Annotated in this window: 20 protein-coding genes; 8 read left to right on the forward strand and 12 right to left on the reverse strand. The window is 45.6% G+C overall.

Annotated features, from left to right (window positions below):
* Positions 1 to 57 precede the first annotated feature (57 nt).
* From ACRC53_RS11020 to pdxB, 5 genes are all read right to left on the reverse strand, one after another.
* Positions 58 to 717 carry a DedA family protein gene (locus ACRC53_RS11020; RefSeq protein ID WP_438643452.1) on the reverse strand — a complete coding sequence of 220 codons (660 nt, stop codon included), beginning with the start codon at positions 715 to 717 and terminating at the stop codon, positions 58 to 60.
* Positions 718 to 856: 139 nt separating this feature from the next.
* A complete protein-coding gene (gene truA / locus ACRC53_RS11025; RefSeq protein ID WP_438643453.1) occupies positions 857 to 1,642 on the reverse strand; it encodes a tRNA pseudouridine(38-40) synthase TruA in 786 nt (261 codons plus the stop codon).
* A gap of 193 nt (positions 1,643 to 1,835) precedes the next feature.
* Positions 1,836 to 4,835: a FimV/HubP family polar landmark protein gene (locus ACRC53_RS11030; protein WP_438643454.1), complete on the reverse strand. Its 3,000-nt coding sequence runs from the start codon at positions 4,833 to 4,835 to the stop codon at positions 1,836 to 1,838.
* A 299-nt stretch (positions 4,836 to 5,134) separates the two neighbouring features.
* Positions 5,135 to 6,148: an aspartate-semialdehyde dehydrogenase gene (locus ACRC53_RS11035; protein ID WP_438643455.1), complete on the reverse strand. Its 1,014-nt coding sequence runs from the start codon at positions 6,146 to 6,148 to the stop codon at positions 5,135 to 5,137.
* A 112-nt stretch (positions 6,149 to 6,260) separates the two neighbouring features.
* Positions 6,261 to 7,394 carry a 4-phosphoerythronate dehydrogenase PdxB gene (pdxB, locus tag ACRC53_RS11040; RefSeq protein ID WP_438643647.1) on the reverse strand — a complete coding sequence of 378 codons (1,134 nt, stop codon included), beginning with the start codon at positions 7,392 to 7,394 and terminating at the stop codon, positions 6,261 to 6,263.
* Positions 7,395 to 7,821: 427 nt separating this feature from the next.
* Here pdxB and ACRC53_RS11045 point away from each other — a divergent pair, with 427 nt between their 5' ends.
* The 6 genes from ACRC53_RS11045 to ACRC53_RS11070 all read left to right on the forward strand — a co-directional run bounded on the left by ACRC53_RS11045 (position 7,822) and on the right by ACRC53_RS11070 (position 11,972).
* Positions 7,822 to 8,211 carry a DUF2170 family protein gene (locus ACRC53_RS11045; protein ID WP_438643456.1) on the forward strand — a complete coding sequence of 130 codons (390 nt, stop codon included), beginning with the start codon at positions 7,822 to 7,824 and terminating at the stop codon, positions 8,209 to 8,211.
* Between the two features lie 10 nt (positions 8,212 to 8,221).
* Positions 8,222 to 8,920 (forward strand): PspA/IM30 family protein, encoded by a 699-nt coding sequence (locus ACRC53_RS11050; protein WP_438621629.1) that lies wholly within the window; start codon positions 8,222 to 8,224, stop codon positions 8,918 to 8,920.
* Positions 8,921 to 9,007: 87 nt separating this feature from the next.
* Positions 9,008 to 9,646 (forward strand): YjfK family protein, encoded by a 639-nt coding sequence (locus tag ACRC53_RS11055; RefSeq protein WP_438621628.1) that lies wholly within the window; start codon positions 9,008 to 9,010, stop codon positions 9,644 to 9,646.
* A gap of 87 nt (positions 9,647 to 9,733) precedes the next feature.
* On the forward strand, positions 9,734 to 10,138 hold the full coding sequence (locus tag ACRC53_RS11060; protein ID WP_438621627.1) for a DUF350 domain-containing protein: 405 nt from the start codon (positions 9,734 to 9,736) through the stop codon (positions 10,136 to 10,138).
* An 11-nt stretch (positions 10,139 to 10,149) separates the two neighbouring features.
* Positions 10,150 to 10,809 carry a DUF1190 family protein gene (locus tag ACRC53_RS11065; RefSeq protein ID WP_438643457.1) on the forward strand — a complete coding sequence of 220 codons (660 nt, stop codon included), beginning with the start codon at positions 10,150 to 10,152 and terminating at the stop codon, positions 10,807 to 10,809.
* Complete coding sequence (locus ACRC53_RS11070) at positions 10,809 to 11,972, forward strand: glutathionylspermidine synthase family protein (protein WP_438621625.1); 1,164 nt, start codon at positions 10,809 to 10,811, stop codon at positions 11,970 to 11,972. The genes ACRC53_RS11065 and ACRC53_RS11070 overlap by 1 nt, the downstream gene beginning before the upstream one ends.
* A gap of 93 nt (positions 11,973 to 12,065) precedes the next feature.
* Here ACRC53_RS11070 and rhlE read toward each other — a convergent pair whose 3' ends face one another.
* From rhlE to fabB, 3 genes are all read right to left on the reverse strand, one after another.
* Positions 12,066 to 13,469 carry an ATP-dependent RNA helicase RhlE gene (gene rhlE / locus ACRC53_RS11075; RefSeq protein WP_438643458.1) on the reverse strand — a complete coding sequence of 468 codons (1,404 nt, stop codon included), beginning with the start codon at positions 13,467 to 13,469 and terminating at the stop codon, positions 12,066 to 12,068.
* Between the two features lie 161 nt (positions 13,470 to 13,630).
* A complete protein-coding gene (gene rlmA, locus ACRC53_RS11080; RefSeq protein ID WP_438643459.1) occupies positions 13,631 to 14,545 on the reverse strand; it encodes a 23S rRNA (guanine(745)-N(1))-methyltransferase in 915 nt (304 codons plus the stop codon).
* A gap of 287 nt (positions 14,546 to 14,832) precedes the next feature.
* Positions 14,833 to 16,050: a beta-ketoacyl-ACP synthase I gene (fabB, locus tag ACRC53_RS11085; RefSeq protein WP_438643460.1), complete on the reverse strand. Its 1,218-nt coding sequence runs from the start codon at positions 16,048 to 16,050 to the stop codon at positions 14,833 to 14,835.
* 138 nt (positions 16,051 to 16,188) lie between these two features.
* Here fabB and mnmC point away from each other — a divergent pair, with 138 nt between their 5' ends.
* Positions 16,189 to 18,507 carry an FAD-dependent 5-carboxymethylaminomethyl-2-thiouridine(34) oxidoreductase MnmC gene (mnmC, locus tag ACRC53_RS11090; RefSeq protein WP_438643461.1) on the forward strand — a complete coding sequence of 773 codons (2,319 nt, stop codon included), beginning with the start codon at positions 16,189 to 16,191 and terminating at the stop codon, positions 18,505 to 18,507.
* A gap of 294 nt (positions 18,508 to 18,801) precedes the next feature.
* On the opposite strand, the gene ACRC53_RS11095 is transcribed toward mnmC, so the two are convergent.
* From ACRC53_RS11095 to ACRC53_RS11105, 3 genes are all read right to left on the reverse strand, one after another.
* Complete coding sequence (locus ACRC53_RS11095; RefSeq protein WP_438643462.1) at positions 18,802 to 19,302, reverse strand: membrane-associated Zn-dependent protease 1; 501 nt, start codon at positions 19,300 to 19,302, stop codon at positions 18,802 to 18,804.
* Positions 19,303 to 19,586: 284 nt separating this feature from the next.
* Positions 19,587 to 21,014, reverse strand: coding sequence for an amidohydrolase (locus tag ACRC53_RS11100; protein ID WP_438643463.1), 1,428 nt, complete (start codon positions 21,012 to 21,014; stop codon positions 19,587 to 19,589).
* A 510-nt stretch (positions 21,015 to 21,524) separates the two neighbouring features.
* A complete protein-coding gene (locus tag ACRC53_RS11105) occupies positions 21,525 to 21,815 on the reverse strand; it encodes a YfcL family protein (RefSeq protein WP_438643464.1) in 291 nt (96 codons plus the stop codon).
* A gap of 362 nt (positions 21,816 to 22,177) precedes the next feature.
* On the opposite strand from ACRC53_RS11105, the gene ACRC53_RS11110 reads away from it, so the two are divergent.
* Positions 22,178 to 22,798, forward strand: coding sequence for a trimeric intracellular cation channel family protein (locus ACRC53_RS11110; RefSeq protein ID WP_438643465.1), 621 nt, complete (start codon positions 22,178 to 22,180; stop codon positions 22,796 to 22,798).
* A 178-nt stretch (positions 22,799 to 22,976) separates the two neighbouring features.
* Here the strand turns inward: ACRC53_RS11110 and ACRC53_RS11115 are convergent, their stop codons facing one another.
* Positions 22,977 to 23,777: a TSUP family transporter gene (locus ACRC53_RS11115; RefSeq protein WP_438643466.1), complete on the reverse strand. Its 801-nt coding sequence runs from the start codon at positions 23,775 to 23,777 to the stop codon at positions 22,977 to 22,979.
* Positions 23,778 to 23,908: the final 131 nt, after the last annotated feature.

Genomic DNA, 23,908 nt, shown 5'->3' on the forward strand with positions numbered 1-23,908 from the left:
TAAAAAACTGGTCATACCCGACCAGCCTGCCCATTCATGTGATGCTGAGTTTTTACTCTATTTCGATGCTGTTTCTGCTGAATTACGGCAACGCTGTCGCCAAAACTCAATAATACCAGGCAGCACCGAAACAAAAATAATCCCTAAAATCAATAACTCAAGATTTTTTTTGACCACCGGAAGATTGCCAAAGTAGTAACCGGCATAAACAAACCCCGTGACCCACACAATACCACCAATCACATTAAACAGTGCAAAATGTCGGTAATGCATGCGCCCCATACCGGCGACAAATGGGGCAAATGTACGCACAATAGGCACGAAACGAGCAAAAATAATGGTTTTTCCCCCATGGCGTACATAAAACTGTTGCGTACGGTCAAGGTGCTGGCGTTTAAATAAGCGTGAATGTGGGTTACTGAACAAACGTTCACCCAATAAACGCCCGATACTGTAGTTCAGTGCATCGCCAGCTATCGCGGCAATAATCAGTAAAACCACCAGCAAGTGTGCATCCATCTGACCTGTTGCTGCTAGTGTTCCTGCTACAAACAACAGTGAATCACCGGGTAAAAACGGCGTAACAACGAGCCCTGTTTCACAAAATACAATTAAAAACAAAATGCCATAAATCCACAGCCCATATTGCGCCACCAGCATGGTCAGGTGCACATCAATGTGCAAAATAAAGTCTATTAGTGAACTCAATAGCGCCATGGCTTCACATCCTTGAGAAATCTGTTTTTATCTTTACGCCAATCAGATGTACTTATTCACCGCCATATTATGGCTATACACCATCGAGGAAAAAAGTGACTCTGTGAGTATACCCTCAGTCAGCATGCATTCGTAACTATCAGTCGGCAATAAACAGTGGCCCAAGCATCGGCATTGGTAACGCAAATTGCACTGGATAATCTACTGCAACCAGATACAGCCCATCAGCTTTTGCTGTTGCTGCAGCAATACGACGATCTTTGGCCGCCAGCACGCTATCTACCCATGCTTCTGGCTGATGCCCTGCCCCTACCTCTAGCAAACTGCCGACAATATTGCGTACCATGTGGTGCAAAAAAGCATTCGCTTTTACATCTACAATCACATAATGCCCCTGACGGGTTACATTGAGGTGCTCAATAGTACGCCAAGGTGAGTGAGATTGGCACTGCAGTGCTCGAAAGGAGGTAAAATCATGCTCACCTACTAAGTATTGCCCCGCTCGCTGCATTTTTTCAATATCCAGCGGATGATGGTAGTGTGTTACGCCGTGGCGCAAAATAGCGGGGCGATGGCCATAATTATAAATAATGTAACGATAACGACGTGCGGTAGCACTAAAGCGTGCGTGAAACTCGTCAGACACTTCAGTAGCCCAGCGCACGGCAATGTCATCAGGCAGATTGGCATTTACGCCAAGTGTCCATGCAGCATCTTTACGCACAGCGTCGGTATCAAAGTGTACCACTTGCCCTGTTCCGTGTACTCCTGAGTCTGTGCGTCCTGCACAAAAGACATTCACCGGATGGTTTGCCACTTTTGAGAGTGCTTTTTCTAAACGCTCTTGCACACTGTCAACTTCTTGCTGACGCTGCCAGCCGCAGTAACGGCTTCCATCGTATTCAATGCCCAGTGCAATACGCATGGTCAACTTACCCTTCACAACAATAAAACGTGTGATTATAAACAAAAAGCGGCAGCCTGTGGCCACCGCATGATCAGTTTCTCTGGTTTATTTTTACCGTTTAGCGTGTAACTCGCTAACTTTGCCTAAAAACGAAGAGAAATTTAAGATTCAGATAATCTCTGAATCTTAAATTTGTGTGTTTATGTTTTAGTTATCGCGGTGTTATCTCTTGTAGCATTTTTCGGGCTTGCTGTTGTTCGCTTTCATTGCCTTGTGTAATCACTTCATTTAACAGAGATATCGCCCCTTCTGGATCATCAATATCCAGATAAGCGCGTGCTAAAATCAGCTTCCCAACCCAATCATCTGCGTTTTCATCATCATGGCTCTTTTCCTCAGCAATAGATTGTCGTGGGTGCAATGCTCGTACAAAAGGCTCAGTAACCTTATCACGCTCTTCGGGCGAGAGCTGATTAGCAATAAGATGTGGCTGTGCACTCCAATCTTCATGCTCTGACTGTGGCTCTGGCGGTAACGGTATTGACCAGTGTTCAGCTTGAGCATGTAACGGGGTTGAAAGGTCAAAATCCTCTGCGGTCATCTCTGGCAGACTAAACAACGGTGTTGTTGCTAAAGTCGCGGTAGCAGGTTCATTTAACGCCTGCGTTAGTGTCAAATTCGCCTTTTCTGTCAAATCGTGTATGTCAGGGGAAATTGTTGGTGCAGTGACCTGCTCAATGTCTGAGGTTTTATCCTCTATGGTTGCTGATGGCTCTGCAATATCAGCGCGATTATAGGCCGTTTCAGATTCAAACTGCTCAGTTATTGGCAATATATCTTGCACAGGTTCAACAGCCGTGGGCTGAGTATAAACAGAATGCTGTGTGATATCTGTATGTTGGGCTGTCTGATGGTTTAACGTGGCTGCACGCTCTTCTTTGGGCAAACCAAGGGAACTTAATGCGGTATGATCATCAATAACTTCCCTTGTGTTCACGGTATCATCGCGTGCCGGCATCGTTATCGGTGTTTGCACTTTTACCCGTTCAGCAGGCAGTATAGACGCTGTTATTGCACCATTTGTTTCATTGTGTACCGGTGTTGATGTAAACAGCTCTTCATCACTGAGTAATAAGAGTGAGTCTGTATTATCATCGCTGTCGGCCAATAAGTGTACATCATCATCAAGATCGAGTGCGGAGTGTTGTTGATTCGGCGATAACAACATGGCATTAACAATATCATCACCTAAATCAAGATTTTGCTCACCGCCTAGCAAATCACTGTGTGTTAAGTCTTTATCCACCAGCGAGGCAAGCTCCTGACTTTCTGGCACTAAATGACTTGCTGTATTAGCACGCAATTCAGGTGTTAATGCTGCAGAGTTAACACCTGTTGCTATACGCTCGTCTATTTTATCACGTATTTCAGCATTACTAGAGAGAGCTGATGTTACTGATGATAACGAAACGTCTGGCTTATCAGATACCGGTGGGGAATAGATGGCTTCATCTAACCCCGCAAACAGCGACGGTGGTTCAGCCAATGTCTGCATAGCTGACAGATCACGATGAGGTTGTGAAACCACGGGGGTCTCACTCTGCAAAACACTCTCTGTAGCACTTTCTACTGCTGATAATGCACCTTCTGCTTCTACACCGTTATTTGGCATTGGCAATTTCGTCAGTGCATCGGTCGGTGTTGTTATTGCTTGCCAATCAGGATCAGTAAGAAGATCATCAGAACGGTTTAGATCAGGTGTCTCTTCTGCCAAAACATTGACGTTATTAGGATTGAGTGCATTCTTACTCTGATGCTCTTCAAACGCTTGTGACAACATATTTTGCTGCTTACGTTGGCGAACTCGATATAACACCCACAGTAAAAAGCCAATAATTGTCGGTGGGATCACCCCCACAGCAATAGCCACAGGCCAGCTTTTAGCCATTTGATGTGTTAATGATTCAGACGATTTTTCAAGTGCTTCATGTTTAATCTTCAATGCTGCCAACTCTTTGGCCTGCAAATCAGCCTGCGTAAGCCGTGTTGTAGTTTCCTGGCGAAAATTCTGCGTTTCGGTCAACTGAGCCTGTAATGATTTCATCTCAATACTCAGTGCATTGACTTGATTATTAAGCTGTAAATTTTTCTCAGCTTGCAGTGTAATTTCTGCATTTGCCTCAACCAATTGTTGGCGTAATGGCCTAAGTTGTTCTTCTAGATGACTGCCGCTATCTGAGGGCTCAATGTGTGCTTGCGTGGCCATACTGGCAGCCACAGCTAAGGGGATCATTGCACTCGCATGATTTGGAGCCACTATTTTGTTATCTGCTATTGATGGCACTTGTTCTGTTGTAGGCGCTGATGTTGTAGAAACTGCTGTTGTAGACTCTGTTGTAATAATAGGTGCTATTGGTGTAGATGGCGTAGAGCCAGACGTTGCTGGAACAGCAAGAGGATCTGTTGTTGCTGGCAGAGGTAGCGTATTGGTTTGCTGATAACGCTCGGCTAAATGCCCAATCGGTTTATCTGCTGTTACTACAGCTTTAGAACCTGCCGTAGTTTCAGTAGCTGTTAACGATGCCATTTTATCTGTGCTGACCGGTTCTGCCTTCTTTGTTACTAACTCTGAGGATGGCTGTGTATCCACCAAAGAGGATGAGGCATGTTGTGGTATTGATGATGTTGCTGTAGTACGAGATTCAGTGGCCGTGGGCGCAGCTTTTACGGTAGATTGCGCGCGTTCTAGATGACGAGCATAAGTTTCCCACAGCGGTTTTTCTCGTTCTAAACGCGAGGCTATTACCGCAGTTCGTTCGGCACGCACTTGTGCTAATGTTGGCACACGTAAACGGCTACCAACACGTAATCCGTGCAAATTATTGTTCTCAAAGGCTGACGGATTTAAACGGTATAACGCACCTATCGTCTGCTGAATAGTAACCTGAGTTGATGGGCGCAAACGGCTTGCAATAGACCATAATGTTTCATTGCTGTGAGTTGGTCCATAAGTTGTCGGTGTGGTGGCTGACGAGCGAGCACGGGTAACGCGTGGAATAGGCGCAGGTTGTGTCAACTGCAAAGGTGCTGATGGTATTATATGCTGATTACTCTCTGGCCCAACAACCGGCATTTGATAAGCACTTACTGGTATAACAACGCCAGATAAAACGGTTATTGCAACGAAGTGCGCTATTTTTGTGATGGTCACAACCGATACCCTCTCGCATCAAAATCTAAGTTGGTTGAAAATAGCTATACGGTATGCTGTTCAATTACCGTGTTACCAACATATAGCACTCTCTATTTAGGCATACACATGGCCTAGTTGATATTCAGTCTATATTTTGGCATTTCTCCCAACGCTTGCCCGATAACAAGCAAAAAATATGCCGAAAGCATAAACTTCCGGCATTCGTGTTGTTTTTAGATTTTGATATACCACCTGCGTTATTTATACCTACAAATATGCAGACGATACTTGGTACCCATAAAACAGGTGTATTTTAACTACAGGTACTCGTTAATCAGGCGCTCTGCCGTTTGCAATGCCATGACTGCACCACCAAACTGGACGTTATCGGCCACTGACCAAAACTGTACGGCTTGCGGTAAACCATAATCATGACGCAAACAACCGATACTCAGGTGTAAAATACCACTCGCATCGCTAACTTGAGTTGGGAAATCCCCCTCTTCTATCAGCTCGACATCAACACTGTCGCGTAATAGATCAGCGCAAGTATGGGTATTTAGTGGGAAATCTGTTTCCACGGTGACTGACTGAGCATTCCCGTAAAAAACTGGCGATTGTATGCACTGCGCAACAATAGGTAGCATATCATCTTGCAAAACCTTGCGGGTTTCATCAACCAAACGGCGCTCTTCTTGTGCAAAACCTTCACTATCAACACGGGCTGCACATGGCAGCATATTAAATGCCAATTGTTTCGGGAAAACAGACTTTTCTACTGGATAACCATTCAGCAAACGTGTTGCTTGCCCTGCCAAATCAGCCACCGCATGTTTACCTAGTGCAGAGGCAGATTGTAAATTGGTGACACTTAAACGCTGTAGTGCACCATTTTCAATCAGAGGGTTAACTGCCGTTAGTAATTGACACACAGGTGCGCTGGCCACAGCAACAATATTACGGTTGCGAAATTCAGCCAACACATGCGGATTCACTGAAGGCACAACCAATGGCACCGATGGGTCAAGAGCAAACAGACCGCTACTGTCAATCACTAAACAACCGGCATCGGCTGCTTGCTCTGCATAACGCTCGCTAGCGTCTGTTGAGGCAACAAAAAAAGCCAGTTGTGTTTCAGCCCAATCAAACTCATCAGCCGACTGTAAGGCGATATTTTTGCCTTTAAACAGCACGGTATCGGCATCACCGGCGCGGCTGACTAACGGGTAAATCTGACCAACAGGGAGCTCACTTTCACCTAATAATGTCAGTAATGCTTCACCAACTGCCCCCGTCGCGCCTAATATAGCGATATTCCAACCTTCACTCATGCTGTTCTCCGCAGCTTACGCTGATTTTTAATATTTGATATATCTAGATTGACCTCTATTAAAGGAGATCAACAATCAACCATAATACGATGCTACGGCCTGATGATCACGGCTATTTTTCGGCAATACAGGCTGAAAACCCGATATTGCGCAGGAATTGTACGCTCTGTGGATTATCACAACAAACTGTCAGTGATGACCATTCGCGCCGTTCAGGGTAGTGTTTACGTAGACGGTCAAACTCACCGATCATCGCCGCGCCTCGCCGTAAAGGGGGATCGTCACGCCGAACATCGTAGACCAGATGAACCAACCGCATCAGTAACGCCTGATCAATTTCGCCCTGTATCTGCACTTGCACAATATCTGGTGACGGTAGCAAGGTCTGCAAATCGGCACGGGCCTGATGGCCGATATGTTGGCAAAACGCATCAAACACTTGTGCTGTACCGCGCGCCTTGCCTTCAAGGCTGTAACCAGCAATATGCGGGGTAGCAATGTCTACAAACGGCAGCAGAGGAAGTAAAATCTGTGGCTCGTTTTCCCATACATCCATAATAAGATGCAATTTTTTCCCCTGCTGCATGGCGTTAAGCAGTGCTTGGTTATCGACCACCGCGCCGCGTGCGGCATTAATGAGTATGCAGCCATCGGGCAGCGCGGCCAACACATCAGCATTGACGATATGTCGTGTCGGATAAGCCCCTGTTTTAACTAGCGGCGTGTGAAACGTTAGCACATCAGCATGAGCAACAATATGTTCAAAGCTGACAAACCCTGCTGCCCCCTCGCGTGCAGCACGTGGAGGATCGCACAACAGTGTCTTTATACCTAACGCCTGTAAGCGGTGATATAAACGCGACCCTACATTACCAACACCAATAATGCCCACTGTTTTGTCTTGCAGCAAAAAACCTAACCGCTCGGCCTCTATTAGCAGGGCTGAAATGACATACTCGACTACCCCTATCGCATTACAACCAGGCGCTGATGAAAAACCAATACCGGTCTGCGCTAACCACGCCGTATCAACATGATCAAAACCTGCAGTTGCCGTGCCGACAAACCCAACCGAGGTTTTTTGTAGCAGGGCCTGATTAACTTGCGTGACTGAGCGAACCATCAGTGCATTAGCGTTTGCCAGCACCTCGATTGGCATTGGCCGACCTGTAACTCGATGCACCTGCCCAACCTGCCCGAACAGTTCACACGCATACGGCATATTTTCATCAACGACAATGTTCAGTGGCAAATTTTTTGCAGTATCGTTCACAACAGCACTCCATCATATCGCACAGAGCAAATGTGCTCTTATTGTGGTGTAAATATCATCAAACAACCATTAAAGTGGGTAATACTGATACATCAACGTCATTTGGGATAAAAATCCAATAATAATTGAAATATTTAGCATAATATTTCAATTAATTTGTGCATCACATTGTAAGAATTAGCTCATCTATCTTTATTATGCCGAGTTGTTATAGATGAACAGTTGATATATCTGAACTGTGCCACCATATCAATGTCATAAAATCACGAAGTGGTAATCATGTTTTAGCATATTTACCCCTACAAGGTAATGACATACAAATCATGGCTACACAGACAGCAGCAATACGGTAAAACATGTTCGAATAGATAACCTTGAATAACCAGTAAGGATCTCGACGATGAAATGGCAATACGCTGATTTACAACAACGCCTGAGTACACATACTGGCTGGGATGTTGAAGCGCATACTGATACGTTGTTAATCCGTAATGATGAAGGGCTAGAGGCATATTTAGCTATTTCTGGCGAGCAGATTTTAGTTGAGAGCTTGCTATTTAGTGCCGAACAGGTGGCAGATGTTGCCGGTTTAAATGCGACTATCTTGCGGACCCACCAGTTGTTTCCATTATCAACCATTGCTATCAGTGCGATTAACAATACAGAGTATTACATAGCGTTCGGTGCGCTCTCTTCTCACTCCTCTTATGAAAATATTGATGCTGAGATAACGACGCTGTTCCGTAATATTGCCGCGTTTATTGACCTGTACGACGATTATTTGAAGTGAGAGCACAACAATGAGTATCTGGAAGAAGTTATTTACCGCAGTAAAAGGTGGCGTGAACGAGACGGCAGAAAGCATTGCCGATAGCCAAGCTTTACGTATTTTGGATCAAGAGATCCGTGAAGCAAAAGATGAGTTACGCCAATCAGATAACGCACTAATTACCATTGTTGCAAAACGAAAATTGGCCGAGCAAAAAGTACAAACGCTTGAGCAAAGCATTAATGAATATGAGCAACATGCCCTAACTGCAATGGAAAAAGGCGAAGAGACGCTGGCGCTTGAGTGCGCAGAGCGTGTCAGCAAACTGCGCAGTGAGCAAGAGAGCGAACAGCAGTATCTTGACCAGTTTGGCACTTCAGAAACGACCCTGCGTACCAATATCACGCAAGCAAAAGAGAAGTTGCGCCAGCTCGAACAGCAAGTTGATATGGTCAAAGCCACTGAAACAGTCCAAAAAGCACAAGCGTCTGTTTCTGCCCGTAATGTCGGTGCAAACTCTAAAATGCGGACGGCGGTAGAATCGCTCGATCGCATTAAGCAAAAGCAGGCAGAGCAGCAGGCAAAATTGGAAGCAGCCAGTGAGCAACATGCTCAAGAAAGTGGTGATGCACTACAGGCTAAACTCAAGCAAGCCGGTATTGGTGGTGCACCTACTAGCTCGGCAAAAGATGAACTAGCCCGTATTATGGCGCGTAAAAACGGCAATTAATACGCGATCATCTTGCTAACCCAAGCCCAGTCAGTGCCGTGCACCGTCTGGGCTTTTGACTATATTTACCTGTCAGGAAACCACCGTATGTTTGACTGGTTTAAGAAAAAAACACCCCCAGTTTCTGCTGCGCCAAGTGCCCCCGAAGTGCTGGGCTTACGCTTAGGTGGCGCGATTGAATTTGATGATTTGGCTCTGCGCCTGATTGAACCGCATGTGATTTTTGAAGGCGCAGCACGCAGCCAAATTATTCAGGCCGTCGGCGAGGTACAGCTTGATAATAACAGCCGCCTACTGCGTTTCTACACGGATGACGATGGCTTTGTGCAAGTGCTGCAACAAGGCGGAACACAAGATATAGACGTCGTTGATGTCAAATTATGGTATTTCTACGAAACCTGTGCCATTGATACGCAAACCAAGTGGGATCAAACCCTCGCACAAGAGATAGTCAAACCCACATGGGAGCTGGAAGGTGAGCAGTTCAGTAAAGTTTGGCATAATGAACGCCCTGTTGCGATGACAGAGAAAACTTGGAGTACCGGTACACAATTTCCTGCTGAAACCGACCAATTTGTTATGCTGTATCAGCGCCAAGCCAATGACAGTGTTGATGAATTTGTGATGATCTCAGGCGAAGAGAAACAGATCTTTAACGATCAAGAGCGCGCCTTAGTGATCAGCACCGGAATAAACCTTACCGCCAGTGATTTTAGTGTAATTTAAGACTGGTATACCCTGTATGCCATACACTATGCACCATTAACACGATGAGTGTGTTGTTAGAATTAACCCTGTGCCAAGGAGGACTCTGTGTCACTATTGTCAGGATTAGGATCATTTGCTCTCTACTTTTTTGCATCTCTTTTTATGCTGATGCTATTCAAATGGGTTTACGTAAAAATCACCCCTTACGATGAGTGGACGCTGGTCAAAGAAGAGAAAAATGTTGCTGCCGCAATTACCCTATCAGGTGCATTTATCGGCTACAGTCTGGCGATTGCCAGTGCCGCCAGCAACTCTGTCAGTGTGTTTGATTTTATCGTCTGGGGAATAGTGGCAATGCTGGCACAGGTCATCGCCTTCTTGATTGTGCGCTTTGGTTTTATGCCCAGCTTTGCCGAACGCATCACCAATAATGAAACCGGTGCGGCAATATTAATGGCGAGCATGTCTATCTCTGTTGGTTTGCTCAACGCAGCCTGCATGACTTATTAAAGGAGAGCAGAATGAAACGCAGCCAGACAATTCTGCGGGAAAAACTACGCAAAAGTTGGCGACCGTTTAACCTTGCACCACTCTCAGTAGCCGTTGCAGGTTTAGTACTTGTAGGATGTGGTGACGAGTCACAGCCTCCGATTTCAGCGGAAGTGTTTAAAAATCTCTCTGATTGCATCAACCAAAACCCAGAGCTTGCCTCTGAGTGCCAAACGGCATACCAAAATGCACTGGCAGAAGCAGCAAAAACAGCCCCTAAGTATAACTCAGCGGCTGATTGTAATGCCGAGTTTGGTGCAGGGCAGTGTGTTCAATCACCCGGTACAAACTGGTTTATGCCGATGATGGCAGGCTATATGTTCGGCAAAATGATGAACAGTGGTCGGCCAAGTTACAGCAATGTGCCGGTATTTACCCCGAAAAACCCCAATAACCGTAACTACGGTTCTTGGACAACGGCAGATGGCTACAGTTATGGTAAAGCCGACAGTAACAGCCGCGTTGTACTCGATAATAATGCGCTGAAATCCAAACCTGCCACCACCCGCACTATTTCACGCGGTGGATTTGGATCAACAGTTGAAGCGAAATCAAACTGGGGCAGTAAAGAGAGCTCACGCTCTTACTCATCAGGAAAAAGCAGCAGCTCCAGCCGCAGCTGGGGGGGATAATGTTTCGAATACCCTGTAAAGAGCGACCACATTGGCGACAACAGGCCGCCGAATTTGGTTTTGGTTTTCATACCATGTACGGCGAGCCCTACTGGGATGAAACCGCCTACTACCAATTCAGTCTGCAACAAATTGAAGAGGATTTAGAGCAACCCACTCAAGAGCTTCATCAAATGTGCCTTGAGGTTGTTGATCAGGTGGTGCGTGATGAAGCATTGCTGCGTCGCTTTCAAATCCCCCAACCTCTCTGGCAACAGGTTGCAGATTCGTGGCACCGGCGGGATCCTAGCCTCTATTCACGGCTTGATCTGGCCTACGACGGCCAATCACCGGCCAAGTTGTACGAAAATAATGCCGATACCCCGACTTCACTGTTTGAAACAGCTTTCTGGCAGTGGTTGTGGCTAGAAGATAATGTCGATCGCGGCCAGTTACGGCGTGATAGTGATCAATTCAATCGGGTACAAGATGCACTAATCCAGCGGTTTCATCAGCTCGCACCGAATAGCCCGCATACTTTACACTTTACCTGCTGCCAAGATACCGAAGAAGATCGCGGGACAGTGCAATATCTGGAAGACTGCGCTAAAGAAGCCGGGCTAAACACCAAATTTGTGTTTATCGAAGAGATTGGGCTAGGCGAAAACGGCCGCTTTACTGATAGCGATGATCAGATTATCGAATGGATGTTTAAACTCTATCCGTGGGAGTTTATGATGCGTGAAGGCTACGCCGAACATCTGCACAGCGCGCAGGTGAACTGGTTAGAGCCCATGTGGAAATCGATTATCTCGAATAAAGCTCTGCTGCCAATGCTGTGGAAGCTGTTTCCGCATCATCCAAACCTGTTAGCCTCCTATTTCTCCGATGATCCGGCCAAATCAGCACTGACAGATTACGTGGTCAAACCGCTATTTTCCCGTGAAGGGGCAAATATCAGTATCGTGCAGAATAACCAAACCGTGTATGAGGTGGATGGCCCGTATGGTGATGAGGGCATGATCTATCAGGCCTATCATCCGTTGCCTAAATTTGCCGATAACTATACCTTGATTGGCAGTTGGCTAATTGATGATCAACCCGCGGGGATTGCGATCCGCGAAGATGCCTCACTGATCACGCAAGATCTCTCCCGCTATTTACCGCATGCGATTATCGGGTAGCTCTTAATCGATAAAAAAAACCGCCGACAGCTTACACTGCGGCGGTTTTTTTATATTACAGAGTCAGTAAAACACCGCTGACTCTGGATACGCTTAGTTTGACGGACGGCGACGTGGCTGACCGCTATTTGGGTGGCGTTCAGAAGTGGACGCATCACGATCACGGCGCGGACGGCCCTCATTACCATACGGGCCTTGAGAGTACGGGCCACTGCTGCGTGATTCTGAATTACCCTCACGGCGCGGTGCTGCACCACTGCGGCCACGGCCATTTGCCTGACCACCATTACGACCGCGACCATTACCCTGGCGGCCATTAGCAATTGGTTCGGCACGAATAGAGGGATCTGGCTCAAAACCATCAATTGCCTGCTTTGGAATTTCACGCTTTAATAGGCGCTCAATATCACGCAGCAATTTGTGCTCATCAACACAAACCAGCGACAATGCCAACCCTTCACAACCGGCACGGCCAGTACGACCAATACGGTGCACATAATCTTCTGCCACATTTGGTAACTCAAAGTTCACCACATACGGCAGTTGATCAATATCCAAACCACGCGCGGCAATATCGGTTGCAACTAACACCCGCACTTTACCCGATTTAAAGTTATCCAGTGCACGGGTACGCGCACCCTGACTCTTATTACCGTGAATTGCTGCTGAGGTAATGCCATCACGCTCAAGCTGTTCAGACAGGTGATTTGCACCATGTTTAGTTCGGGTAAACACCAAAACTTGTCGCCACTGATCTTTACCAATCAGGTATGACAGCAGTTCACGCTTACGTTTACGGTCAACCAAGTGCACACGCTGTTCAACCTGCTCAGAAGCGGTATTACGGCGAGCCACTTCAATCAGTTGTGGGTTTTTCAATAATTTATCGGCTAACGCTTTAATGTCATCAGAAAACGTTGCTGAAAACAGCAAGTTCTGACGTTTGCTTGGTAGATAAGACAAAACCTTACGAATATCGTGGATAAAGCCCATATCGAGCATACGATCAGCTTCATCGAGCACTAGCGTTTCAACTTTGGCCAGTGAGACCGCATTTTGCTGTACCAGATCGAGCAAACGACCCGGTGTTGCAACCAACACATCAACACCACTGCGCAGTTTCATCATCTGCGGGTTGATGCTCACGCCGCCGAACACAACCAGTGAACGGATTGGCAGATATTTACTGTACTCGCGTACGTTTTCCCACACTTGAGCAGCCAGCTCACGCGTTGGCGTTAAAATGAGTGCTCGCACCGGACGACGACCTTTAGGCTGCGGCTGCGTGCTCAATTGCTGCAATAAAGGCAGGGTAAAACCGGCTGTTTTGCCTGTTCCCGTTTGGGCGCTGGCCATAATATCGCGACCTTGCAGCACCACCGGAATGGCCTGACGCTGAATCGGAGTGGGCTGGCTATAACCCTGTTCAGCAACTGCGCGTAGTAATTCATCGCACAGGCCAAGAGAATCAAATGATTCCATATTTTCAACAGACATAAAAATTATGCTCCCGAACTCAGCTTCCCACAATCATTGCGGGTCGGTCTCCTGCTGAGTTCATTATCAGGGCGCGGCAAATTACCTACGCCAACAAGAGGTACAGACCGAGGCGTACCACAGGAGGGGGATTGTAGCAGAGGATCAGCTTTGATGTGAGTTTAATCACAAAGCGTACTGTCACGACGGTGTACACGTATTGCAAAATCCGTTTCACAGGCAAACTTTTCTTGAGCCCGTAAAAATTCCCACACAGATTCAGCCGCACGCCAAGCAAACGGTGTCATCTGTAGCAAAGCCTGAGCAGCCGAGCCATTGAGCTGCATCGGATACGATAAACGCAGATCGTCAACCAGTGTAAAACCGTCAAGGTGTTCATCAGCACACGGGTGTAACACCACATCACCATAAACCTGCTCTTTGAGCTGATACAAGTGGCGCGGCGCAGGTGAAACGGTAATCACAACTCCGCCCTCTTTGATCGTACGTGCCAGCTCTGCGGCATTACAGGGGGCATAAATACGCACCACAGCATCAAGGCTCTGATCGTTAAACGGTAAACGCTGACTAGAGGCAACGCAAAAATCACATTGCGAGTAACGCTTGGCGGCATAGCGGATCGCCACTTTCGAAATATCTAGCCCAATAACACGGGTGGATAAAGAGGCATCAGTGGCCAACGCCGCTTGGTCTACTCCAGCCGGCGGTAACGAGAGTGCATCAGCAAATGCAGAGGTGTAATACCCCTCACCACAACCAATATCTAATAGTGTTAATGCTCGGTTTTGTTGTGGCTTATCTGCCAGTAGTGTTTCAACTAGTAGTGATGCGATTTTATCGCGCAAGGGCTGATAATAGCCGGCCTCTAAAAATGCACGGCGAGCTTGCATCATCTCTTTATTATCACCTGGATTTTTCGAGCGTTTATGCTGTACCGGCATTAAATTGACATAGCCCTCTTTGGCACAATCAAACTGATGATGATTAGCACAACCCCACTGCTGACTATTTTGTCCCGTTTTTTGTGTCAGAGGTTGATGACAAAGGGGGCACTGGTAAGCTAAAGCACGCAACATAGATAATCCTAACAGCAAGACTGAGTCAGTAAAGCAAAGTAACACGTGAAAACTGCAGTATACCGAGCAACAAGATACTGAGGCTATTGATAATAGCGTCACATGAGTAGGATGCAGAGCAAAATAAGGCAAAAAAATAGCCTGAGAAACTCAGGCTATTTATCAGATTGATACGGTATAAGATATTGTATCTGTTATATAAAATGTCTACTTTTTGTTATCGTGCCACACCCGTTTGCACGATAATACGCATATACAGCACAGTTATAAGGTAAGCCGTAAAAAGGTTACTGTTTAAATTTACGCATTACCAATGTGGCGTTAGTACCGCCAAAACCGAAGCTGTTTGACATAACAGTCGTCAGCTCACGCTCGGTAGTTTCAGTGATAATATTCAACCCTGTGGCTTGCTCATCAAGTTGCTCAATGTTGATGCTTGGCGCAATAAAGCTGTGTTCCATCATCAATAAGCTATAAATGGCTTCATGCACACCGGCTGCGCCCAGTGCATGGCCAGTCATCGCTTTAGTAGCTGAAATGGCTGGGCAGGTTTCGCCTGCAAACATCTCTTGAATTGCACCAAGTTCTTTGACATCGCCTACTGGAGTAGATGTGCCGTGGGTATTGATATAATCAATAGGGGTATCAACACCGTGCATTGCCATCTTCATACAGCGCACTGCGCCTTCACCTGATGGTGCAACCATATCGTAACCATCTGATGTTGCGCCGTAACCGACGATTTCAGCATAAATTTTTGCACCACGAGCCAGCGCATGCTCAAGCTCTTCTACCACAACCATACCGCCGCCACCAGAGATAACAAAACCATCGCGGCCTGCATCATAAGTACGGGAAGCCAGCTCTGGCGTTTCGTTATATTTGGTTGACAGTGCACCCATGGCATCAAATTCCATTGCCATTGACCAATCTAGCTCTTCACCGCCACCGGCAAACACAATGTCTTGTTTACCCAGTTGGATCTGCTCAACCGCATGACCAATACAGTGTGCTGATGTCGCACAGGCTGAACTGATAGAGTAGTTGATACCACGAATTTTAAATGGCGTTGCCAAGCAAGCTGAAACGCCAGAGGTCATGGTTTTTGGCACCATATACGGGCCAACACCACGCAGACCGCGTGAACGCATGGCATCAGCAGCAGCAATTTGATTGCGTGGCGAACCACCACCCGTACCGACAACAATACCCGTGCGATCGTGAGAGACTTGCTCATCACTCAAACCGGCATCGGTAATCGCCTCTTGCATTGCGATATAAGCAAATGCTGAAGCATCGCTCATAAAACGGTACACTTTACGATCAATCAGGCCGGTGAGGTCCAGTTTGATATCGCCCCAAACCTGACTGCGCATGTTCATATCACGCAGCGTTTCGGAGAAAGTGATACCAGAGCGACCGGCTTTCAACGAATCCAGAACTTCTGCTTTATTATTCCCGATGCTGGAAACGATTCCGAATCCTGTAATTACGGCTCTTTTCATGCCTAAAATATCCTTAACGCTTTGCAATTGGCCAAAGTTTAACGGTTTTGTTGTCAATAAGTGGTCAGCTTTCCACATTTTGTCGAGTGGTCGGTGCTGTTACAATACCGTCAAGTTCCATTTTTGAGTCTACTTACCGTGAATAACACTTTGATTCAACAGGCAACCTTGCATTTTAATGAACAAGGTACACCTGTCTCTTCTGAATTTGGTGATGTCTATTTTTCTAACGATAACGGGTTAGAAGAGACACAATATGTCTTCCTTGATGGCAATCAACTGCCTACACGTTGGTGCTCACACACCGCGCATACCTTTATTATTGCTGAAACAGGTTTTGGTACAGGCCTCAATTTCTTGACAGTATGGCAGGCTTTTCGTCAATTTAAGACAGAAAACCCACATACTGCATTAAAGCGCCTGCATTTTATCAGTTTCGAGAAGTTTCCGTTATCAATCTCTGACTTGCAATTAGCACACCAATCATGGCCACAGTTAGCAGAATTGTGTCATACCTTACATCAGCATTGGCCCTTACCTCTTTCTGGCTGCCAACGAATACAGCTTGATCATGGGGCTGTGGTGCTCGATTTATGGTTTGGTGATATTAACCAAACATTACCAAGACTCAATCACAGTTATGAACGCAGTATTGACGCATGGTTTTTAGATGGGTTTGCTCCGTCAAAAAACCCTGATATGTGGCAACAATCTCTGTTTGAAGAGATGGTTCGGCTAACCCGTGATTCGGGTACGTTCTCTACATTTACTGCAGCAGGGTTTGTGCGCCGTGGGTTACAAGAGGCGGGTTTTTGTGTGTTGCGGCGCAAAGGATTTGCGCACAAGCGCGAAATGCTGCACGGTTATATTGCCGACCGCAATACTTCGTATACGGTGAATGTACCAAACGTCAGTGTAGAAACACCGTTCGCGGCTCACTCTGACTCTGTTATTACATCCTCAACTTGTTCATCATCCGTTAATACCCCTGCAACAGCGGTTACGGATACCTCCGTGGTGTCAAAACAGTGTGTCACTGTACAACATACCACTGAAAAAACAGCAAAGAGTGGTGATATTGATCTTGCTTTTCAGCAGCGCATTGCCGCCTGCTATGCCCGCCCTCACGCCAGCCATTTGCAAGATGTTGCTATTATCGGCGGTGGTATTGCCAGTGCGCTATTGGCACATGCGCTGATGCAGCGCGGCGCACAAGTTACCCTGTATTGTGCTGATGCAAAAGCGGCGCAAGGCGCATCAGGCAATCGTCAAGGGGCGCTGTATCCACTCCTTAATGGTGAGAAAAATGTACTGGCCCGTTTTTTTGCGCATGCATTCACTTTTGCGCGCCAGCAATATGATGCACTGGCAGCAACAGGGATTCAGTTTGATCATCAATGGTGCGGAGTATTGCAGTTAGGCTATGACTCTTCTAGCAATGCCAAACTCCGTGCTCTGCTTGATCCATCAGACAGTGCGCCATGGCCTTCTGAGTTAGTCTGTGCTCACACAGCAGAGAGTGCCAACTTACGTGCAGGGGTTGAGATCAACGGCCCTGCAGCAGAATATCCACAAGGGGGTTGGCTGTACCCGGCACAATTGACCCAAAATGTGCTAAATCACCTTGAGCAACAAGGGCTAACCATTCATTATCAACACCCCATTACGGCCCTGACACGCACAGAAACTCACTGGATATTATCAGGTGCCCCCAAGATACCAGAGGCTTTAGAAACCACACCTCAACCTTCTGAGCATGCTGTTGTTGTATTAGCAAATGGCCATCGCGTAACGCAGTATACTCAAAGTGAGCACTTACCTTTATCTTCCGTACGTGGGCAGGTTTCACACGTGCCAACACATCCGGCGCTTTCAAAACTGCATACAGTATTGTGCTACGAGGGTTATTTAACGCCCATGGATCTGACTCCGATAGCGGGTGGTGATAACACGCACCACCACTGTTTAGGGGCAACTTACGGGCGCAGTGATACCGATACCACATTGCGGGCAGGCGATCAGCAAGAGAATCTGGCTAAGTTGCAGCGCAGTTTACCCAATGCAACGTGGGCTAAAGAGCTACAAACTGGCGACAAAGCGCGCGCGGCAATCCGCTGTGCGACCCGCGATCATTTTCCCATGATGGGCGCGGTGCCTCATTACGCGGCAACTCTGAGCCAATATGCGCATTTACAACACCAACTGCACCACAACCCTGAAGAGATTGCGCCAGCACCGTATTATCCCGATCTGTTTGTGCTTGCTGCGCTAGGCTCACGCGGATTAACCAGCGCACCACTGCTGGCTGAGTTATTAGCCGCACAAATGAACGGTGAACCACTGCCACTAGAAGAGGATATTTTACAAGCACTTAATCCGAACCGTTATTGGATACGCAAGTTGTTAAAAGGAAAAGCAATTGTGATGAGAAAGAGTTATACAGACCAAAACAAATGAATTAGTCGATAAGTTAACCGGCCATACTCATGAATAATGGTATGGCTATTGTTTAATCATAACAATAATACAATGGGAGCAAACCAAAGGGATAGAACGCATCACCGAATATATTAATAAAATTTAATATGGGTATATTAAACAGGCCTTTACTGCATACGTTTTACTCTTATTTTCAAACCTCTGCATATGCTTATTTTCGTAGCTAGGCCTATTAACAATATCGTTAATATTATATCGATAAGTAGTTTAAATGGCGTTATTCTTAGCGCACTTTTTTTTTAAATTCCCACTCTACGCATTTACTGCTGATGTAACTATTGTGGCTTTATCTTTTGTCGATTTATCTTTTGTGGTTTTATCCCTATTCAGTAAGCACTTGCTTCGCTCTTCAGGTTCGCGCTGTTTAATAATATCGTGTGTTTCATCAACGGCGGGTAATTCAAACCCCATATCATCAAATGCATTAAACCCAACTAAACGATAACCGGCTAAATGCCCTGTAACAGGTACTCTAAACTCAATTTTTTGATGTGGTTCTATAACTGCATAATCAATGGTATAGGTTTTTCCTGGTGTGCAGTTTTCTGATAACGCTAAAACCGTAACATAACCTGATGTTATTGGTGCATCACCTTTATTTTGTATTGTTCCCCCAACAAAAAATTGCCCATTTGCACCTAACCCCATGTGAAACAAGAGGTGTGCTTGCCCTGTGGCATACGCTGAGGTGTGGGCGAATAATAGGAGCAATACAAGAAATCGCCCTATTTTAAAAAAAGAACGCAGTAACATGGTTGATATTCCCTATAACACAAGATTAAAAATACAATACGATTGTAAGAAAAAGGGCTTAATTTCTCTTTCATACATATCTGTTTAAAGATAATCAACCCAGCAGAAGATGGCAAGGCGATAAAATGAATATACCCTCTCGTTTATTGAGACGGCTTACTCAGTGAGAGTATATATTGGTTAAAACAACACACCCCGCTAAAGTGCAATGATCTTTAACGGGGTGTGTTGTTATTTTATCCCTTTACTGAGGGATGTTTATTGAATACAGCGTGCATTCCGGGCTATTTTTTATTAAAAATAGCCAATGCGGTAACAGTATTCACTTTCGCACCGACAGGAATAGCGGCTAAATCAACAAAAAAGTCAGGGTTATGATTTGAGTAAGGAAATGGCATGCCTTTTGCGCGTGCTGCAGCAAATAACGTGGGTGGCGCAACACCGATTAACATATAAGAGTATGGTACATCAAGCCCCTTAAATGCCTCTTGAAAATCTTCTGAGCCCATCACAGCAGGGAATTGTTCGATCAATTTCCCTTTCCCTAACAGTTGTTCAAGCTCTGGATTGATTTTTTCCACTAACGCTGCATTATTGACCACAGGGCCTGCATTGCCTTTCATGGTGCGAGTCGGCATTTTGTCTTCTGGTACACCGGCTGAGATGGCAATACCTCTGTTCACTTCATCAATACGTTTGATCAATTGATCACGCACTTCAGGTGTAAACCAGCGTAAGTTGAGTTTTAGTTCTGCAGTATTGGGTATGACGTTGTTATCACGCCCCGTAACAATTGAGCCGACTGATAGCACTGCAGCGGCTTGTGGATCAATATTGCGGCTGATAATGGTTTGATATGCTAAGACCGCCTGCGCGGCCATAACCACTGGGTCAATGGTCATCTGTGGGGTTGAACCGTGGCCACCGACACCTTGAAACAGTATATCAAGTTGGTCAACACCAGCCATACGCACCCCTGGAGCACTGGCCACTACCCCCACCGGGCCCGGTGCGGTGTGTGCGCCAAATGCATAATCGGGTTTAGGAAAACCACGCTCCCACAGTTTATCTTGCACCATAGCTTGTGCGCCTGTGCCTAACTCCTCTGCGGGTTGTGCATAGACGACCAGTGTGCCTGACCATGCATTTTTCAGATCGACCAATGCTTTTGCTGTGCCCAATAACCAGGTGATATGTGCATCGTGCCCACAAGCATGCATCGCATCAACTTCTGTGCCATCGGCTAACCGCTGTTTCTGGGTTGCCGCATACGGCAGGCCGGTCTCTTCACGCACGGCGTTTGCATCCATATCTGCGCGATACCATACCGTTGGGCCTGAACCATTTTTGAGCACGCCAACAACACCGGTTTTACCAATGCCTTCGGTTACATCAAACCCCAACGCTTTGAGCTCTTTACTGACAATCGCGGCAGTGCGCTGCTCTGTAAAAGCAATTTCGGGATGCTGATGAATATCTTTAAAAATACCGGTAAGACGGGGAGTATCGGCATCAACCGTGCTACTGACTTTTTTAATTAATTCAGAAGAGAGCACTGACGGGCGAGCTTCTGTGGAAGAGGACACGGCTGCGACATGCGGTGTTGTTGCCACTTTTTGAGCCTCCCCAGGCTGTGAATCTGCTGCAAATGCTAAAAATGAACCCATCAGCGCGGCTAACGGTATCAGTGTTCGTGAATGTGTTAATTGCATATTAACTCCTTTTATATACACTGCTTTAATACTACACACTAAAGCCATGTTTAACAAAAAACTATTTTTATTAACACGCCAAATGCGTTGATTGGATAGCGATAACACACACTGCATTCAACAATATGTGCATTGTATATTCCAGCGGTTATTTTTGTGTGCCAACCAAGTACCATTTAAAACATCAGTATCATAACGGTGATATAAATATACATGACAAAACATAAACAGAAGATAACAGGCACTGTGATAAGCGAATATAAACAACCAATAAAGTAAATCAAATCGATAAGTCGATGAAATGATGAAATGATGAAATGATGAAATGATGAAATGATGAAATGATGAAATGATGAAATGATGAAGTAAAACCACTTATACTGTGTTCACAAAAAATTATTACATGATACGGTGATTAACTATTAACTTAAATAAATAGCTAGAAATACCCTTGCAATATTTCCAGCCCTAATAAATAAAACTGCTATACAGCGCCTATCATTATTGTTATTACGATGATACTGTAATTTGCTGTAATAACGTGGCCCATAAGCTGCGTACGAGTTGTTGATCTGGCGGTGATAATTCGCCATTAGCAATGGCGATATTCAGGCTAACATCAACATAGTGGGCCAGTGCTGCCAGCGTATTTTCATTGGCTAAATCAGCCTGTGCGGCAGCCAGCGTAATGTGTCCGCGCAAATAACCGCCAGCAAACAGTTCATCATCCGTAGCCTGCTCAACGTGATTATCAATTAATGCCAGTATTTGGCTTTCAAACTCAACAATTTCAACACTCATGCTTGTTGTTTTCATACAGTATGGGGTTAAACAATAAATTCTACGCAGTAACGGCATACTATCACTGTTTACGCAAACCGTATGTTATCTGTCTTTTTTGTTATTAATAAAACAAACAGAGTTTCGCTGATTTTTCTTTAGCAAAAATGCTTTTAAAAGGAAGCTGACGTGTCAACACACAACTGCCACCCTTACTTTTCACCCTTATCTTTCAGCAAAATGATAAGAATTACTAATGCGAAAAGTGTGAAATTTCAGCGTAATATAGGGCAGTAGCCGTTCGATGTGTTATTTATCCATAAATGAAAACATATCCATAAAATACGGTATTGGTTTACTCTCATGCATGGCGATGCTTTTTTATGCTGCTTACTGTTTTATATTTAATCGGGATCACGGCAGAAGCCATGACCGGTGCACTGGCGGCTGGCCGCCGTAAAATGGATCTGTTTGGGGTGATTATTATTGCCAGTGTCACGGCCATTGGCGGAGGCTCTATTCGCGATATATTGCTAGGGCACTACCCACTTGGCTGGGTTAAACACCCATACTATATTGTTATTGTGGCGTGTGCTGCTATTTTAACGGTGTGGATATCCCCCGTGATGAAGCATTTGCGTAAGGTTTTTTTGGTGCTTGATGCTTTAGGTTTGATTGTGTTCTCAATAATTGGTGCTCAAGTTGCGTTAGATATGAACCATGGGCCAATTATTGCGGCCATTGCCGCAGTTATTACTGGTGCATTTGGTGGCGTTTTACGTGATTTGCTCTGTAATCAGATCCCCCTGGTGTTTCAAAAAGAGTTATACGCGGGGATCTCTTTCGCTGCAGGCATTGTGTATATTGGTTTGCCGTATTTAGGGTTGGATCAAAATAGTGTCACGCTAATCACCTTAATCGCCGGCTTTACTGCTCGGCTATTGGCCATGCACTTTTCACTGGGCTTACCAATATTTAATTACCAACAGACAGAAGAGCATTAAAAATAACAGGCAGTTAAAAATAAAACACGTTCAATATAAAGTATTCTTAAAAAGAGAGTGCAGCTAATACCCAAAAGGCCAAAGATTGATTAACTTGGCCTTTTTTTTGTGTGGGGGGGTGTAATGGTAAATTTTGTGATGATAAACATTGATCACCCTCTTTATTACTGACTTGCTATTAACTCATTAGTGCGTTAAACCACAGGGAAAACTGCGCACTGTGGCTATCAAACAGCATTTTTCCAGTCATTAATACAGAGACGGTCACAATCATTGGGCGAATGAGCTTTTGCCCACGGGTCATCACCATACCGGCCCCTAAACGTGCACCGATAAACTGCCCAACCATCATCAATAGGCCTATACTCCACACCACTTTGCCCCCCAGCGCAAAAAATAGCAAAGAGGCGATATTTGATGTGCAATTGAGCACTTTTGTGTGTGCCGTGGCCTTAGCTAAGTTAAAACCAAGCAGCGTAACAAAGGCAACGGCAAAAAATGAGCCTGTTCCAGGGCCAAAAAAACCATCGTAAAAACCTACCCCTATGCCTGCCGTTAAACCAAATGCAACATAAGAGAGCCGGCTGTGGCGATCAGTTGCACCAAGTGTTGGGGTAAGTAAAAAATAGAGCCCTACAGCCACAATTAGGAATGGTAAAACTTGCTGTAGCATTGATGTATCAATGGTTTGTACTAATAACGTGCCCAAGATAGAACCAATAAAAGTACACCCAATCATAAATTTAATATCGGTTAATTTTACTGCCCCTTGCCGGATAAAATACCAACTGGCAGAAAATGAGCCCCCTGTTCCTTGTAATTTATTTGTACCCAGCGCCATTGCTGGGGGTAATCCGGCTGCAAGCAAGGCTGGCACAGTGATCAGCCCCCCCCCGCCGGCGATAGCATCAATAAACCCTGATAACATCGCCGCAGCAAATAATAACGCAATAATCTCAAGCGAAAACCCAAGTTCCAATTGGCATCCTTACTTCAATTTCTGGGGCAAGGCCGCATTTTAGCGCGGAATGAATCTGCAACAAAGGAACTGGATTGCATGTGATATATCATTTATGACTATTTACCGATAATGGCTCTTTTCATTATTAT

Origin of the sequence: Plesiomonas sp. (assembly GCF_051652165.1) — a bacterium.
Lineage (GTDB): Bacteria > Pseudomonadota > Gammaproteobacteria > Enterobacterales > CAMTGL01 > Plesiomonas.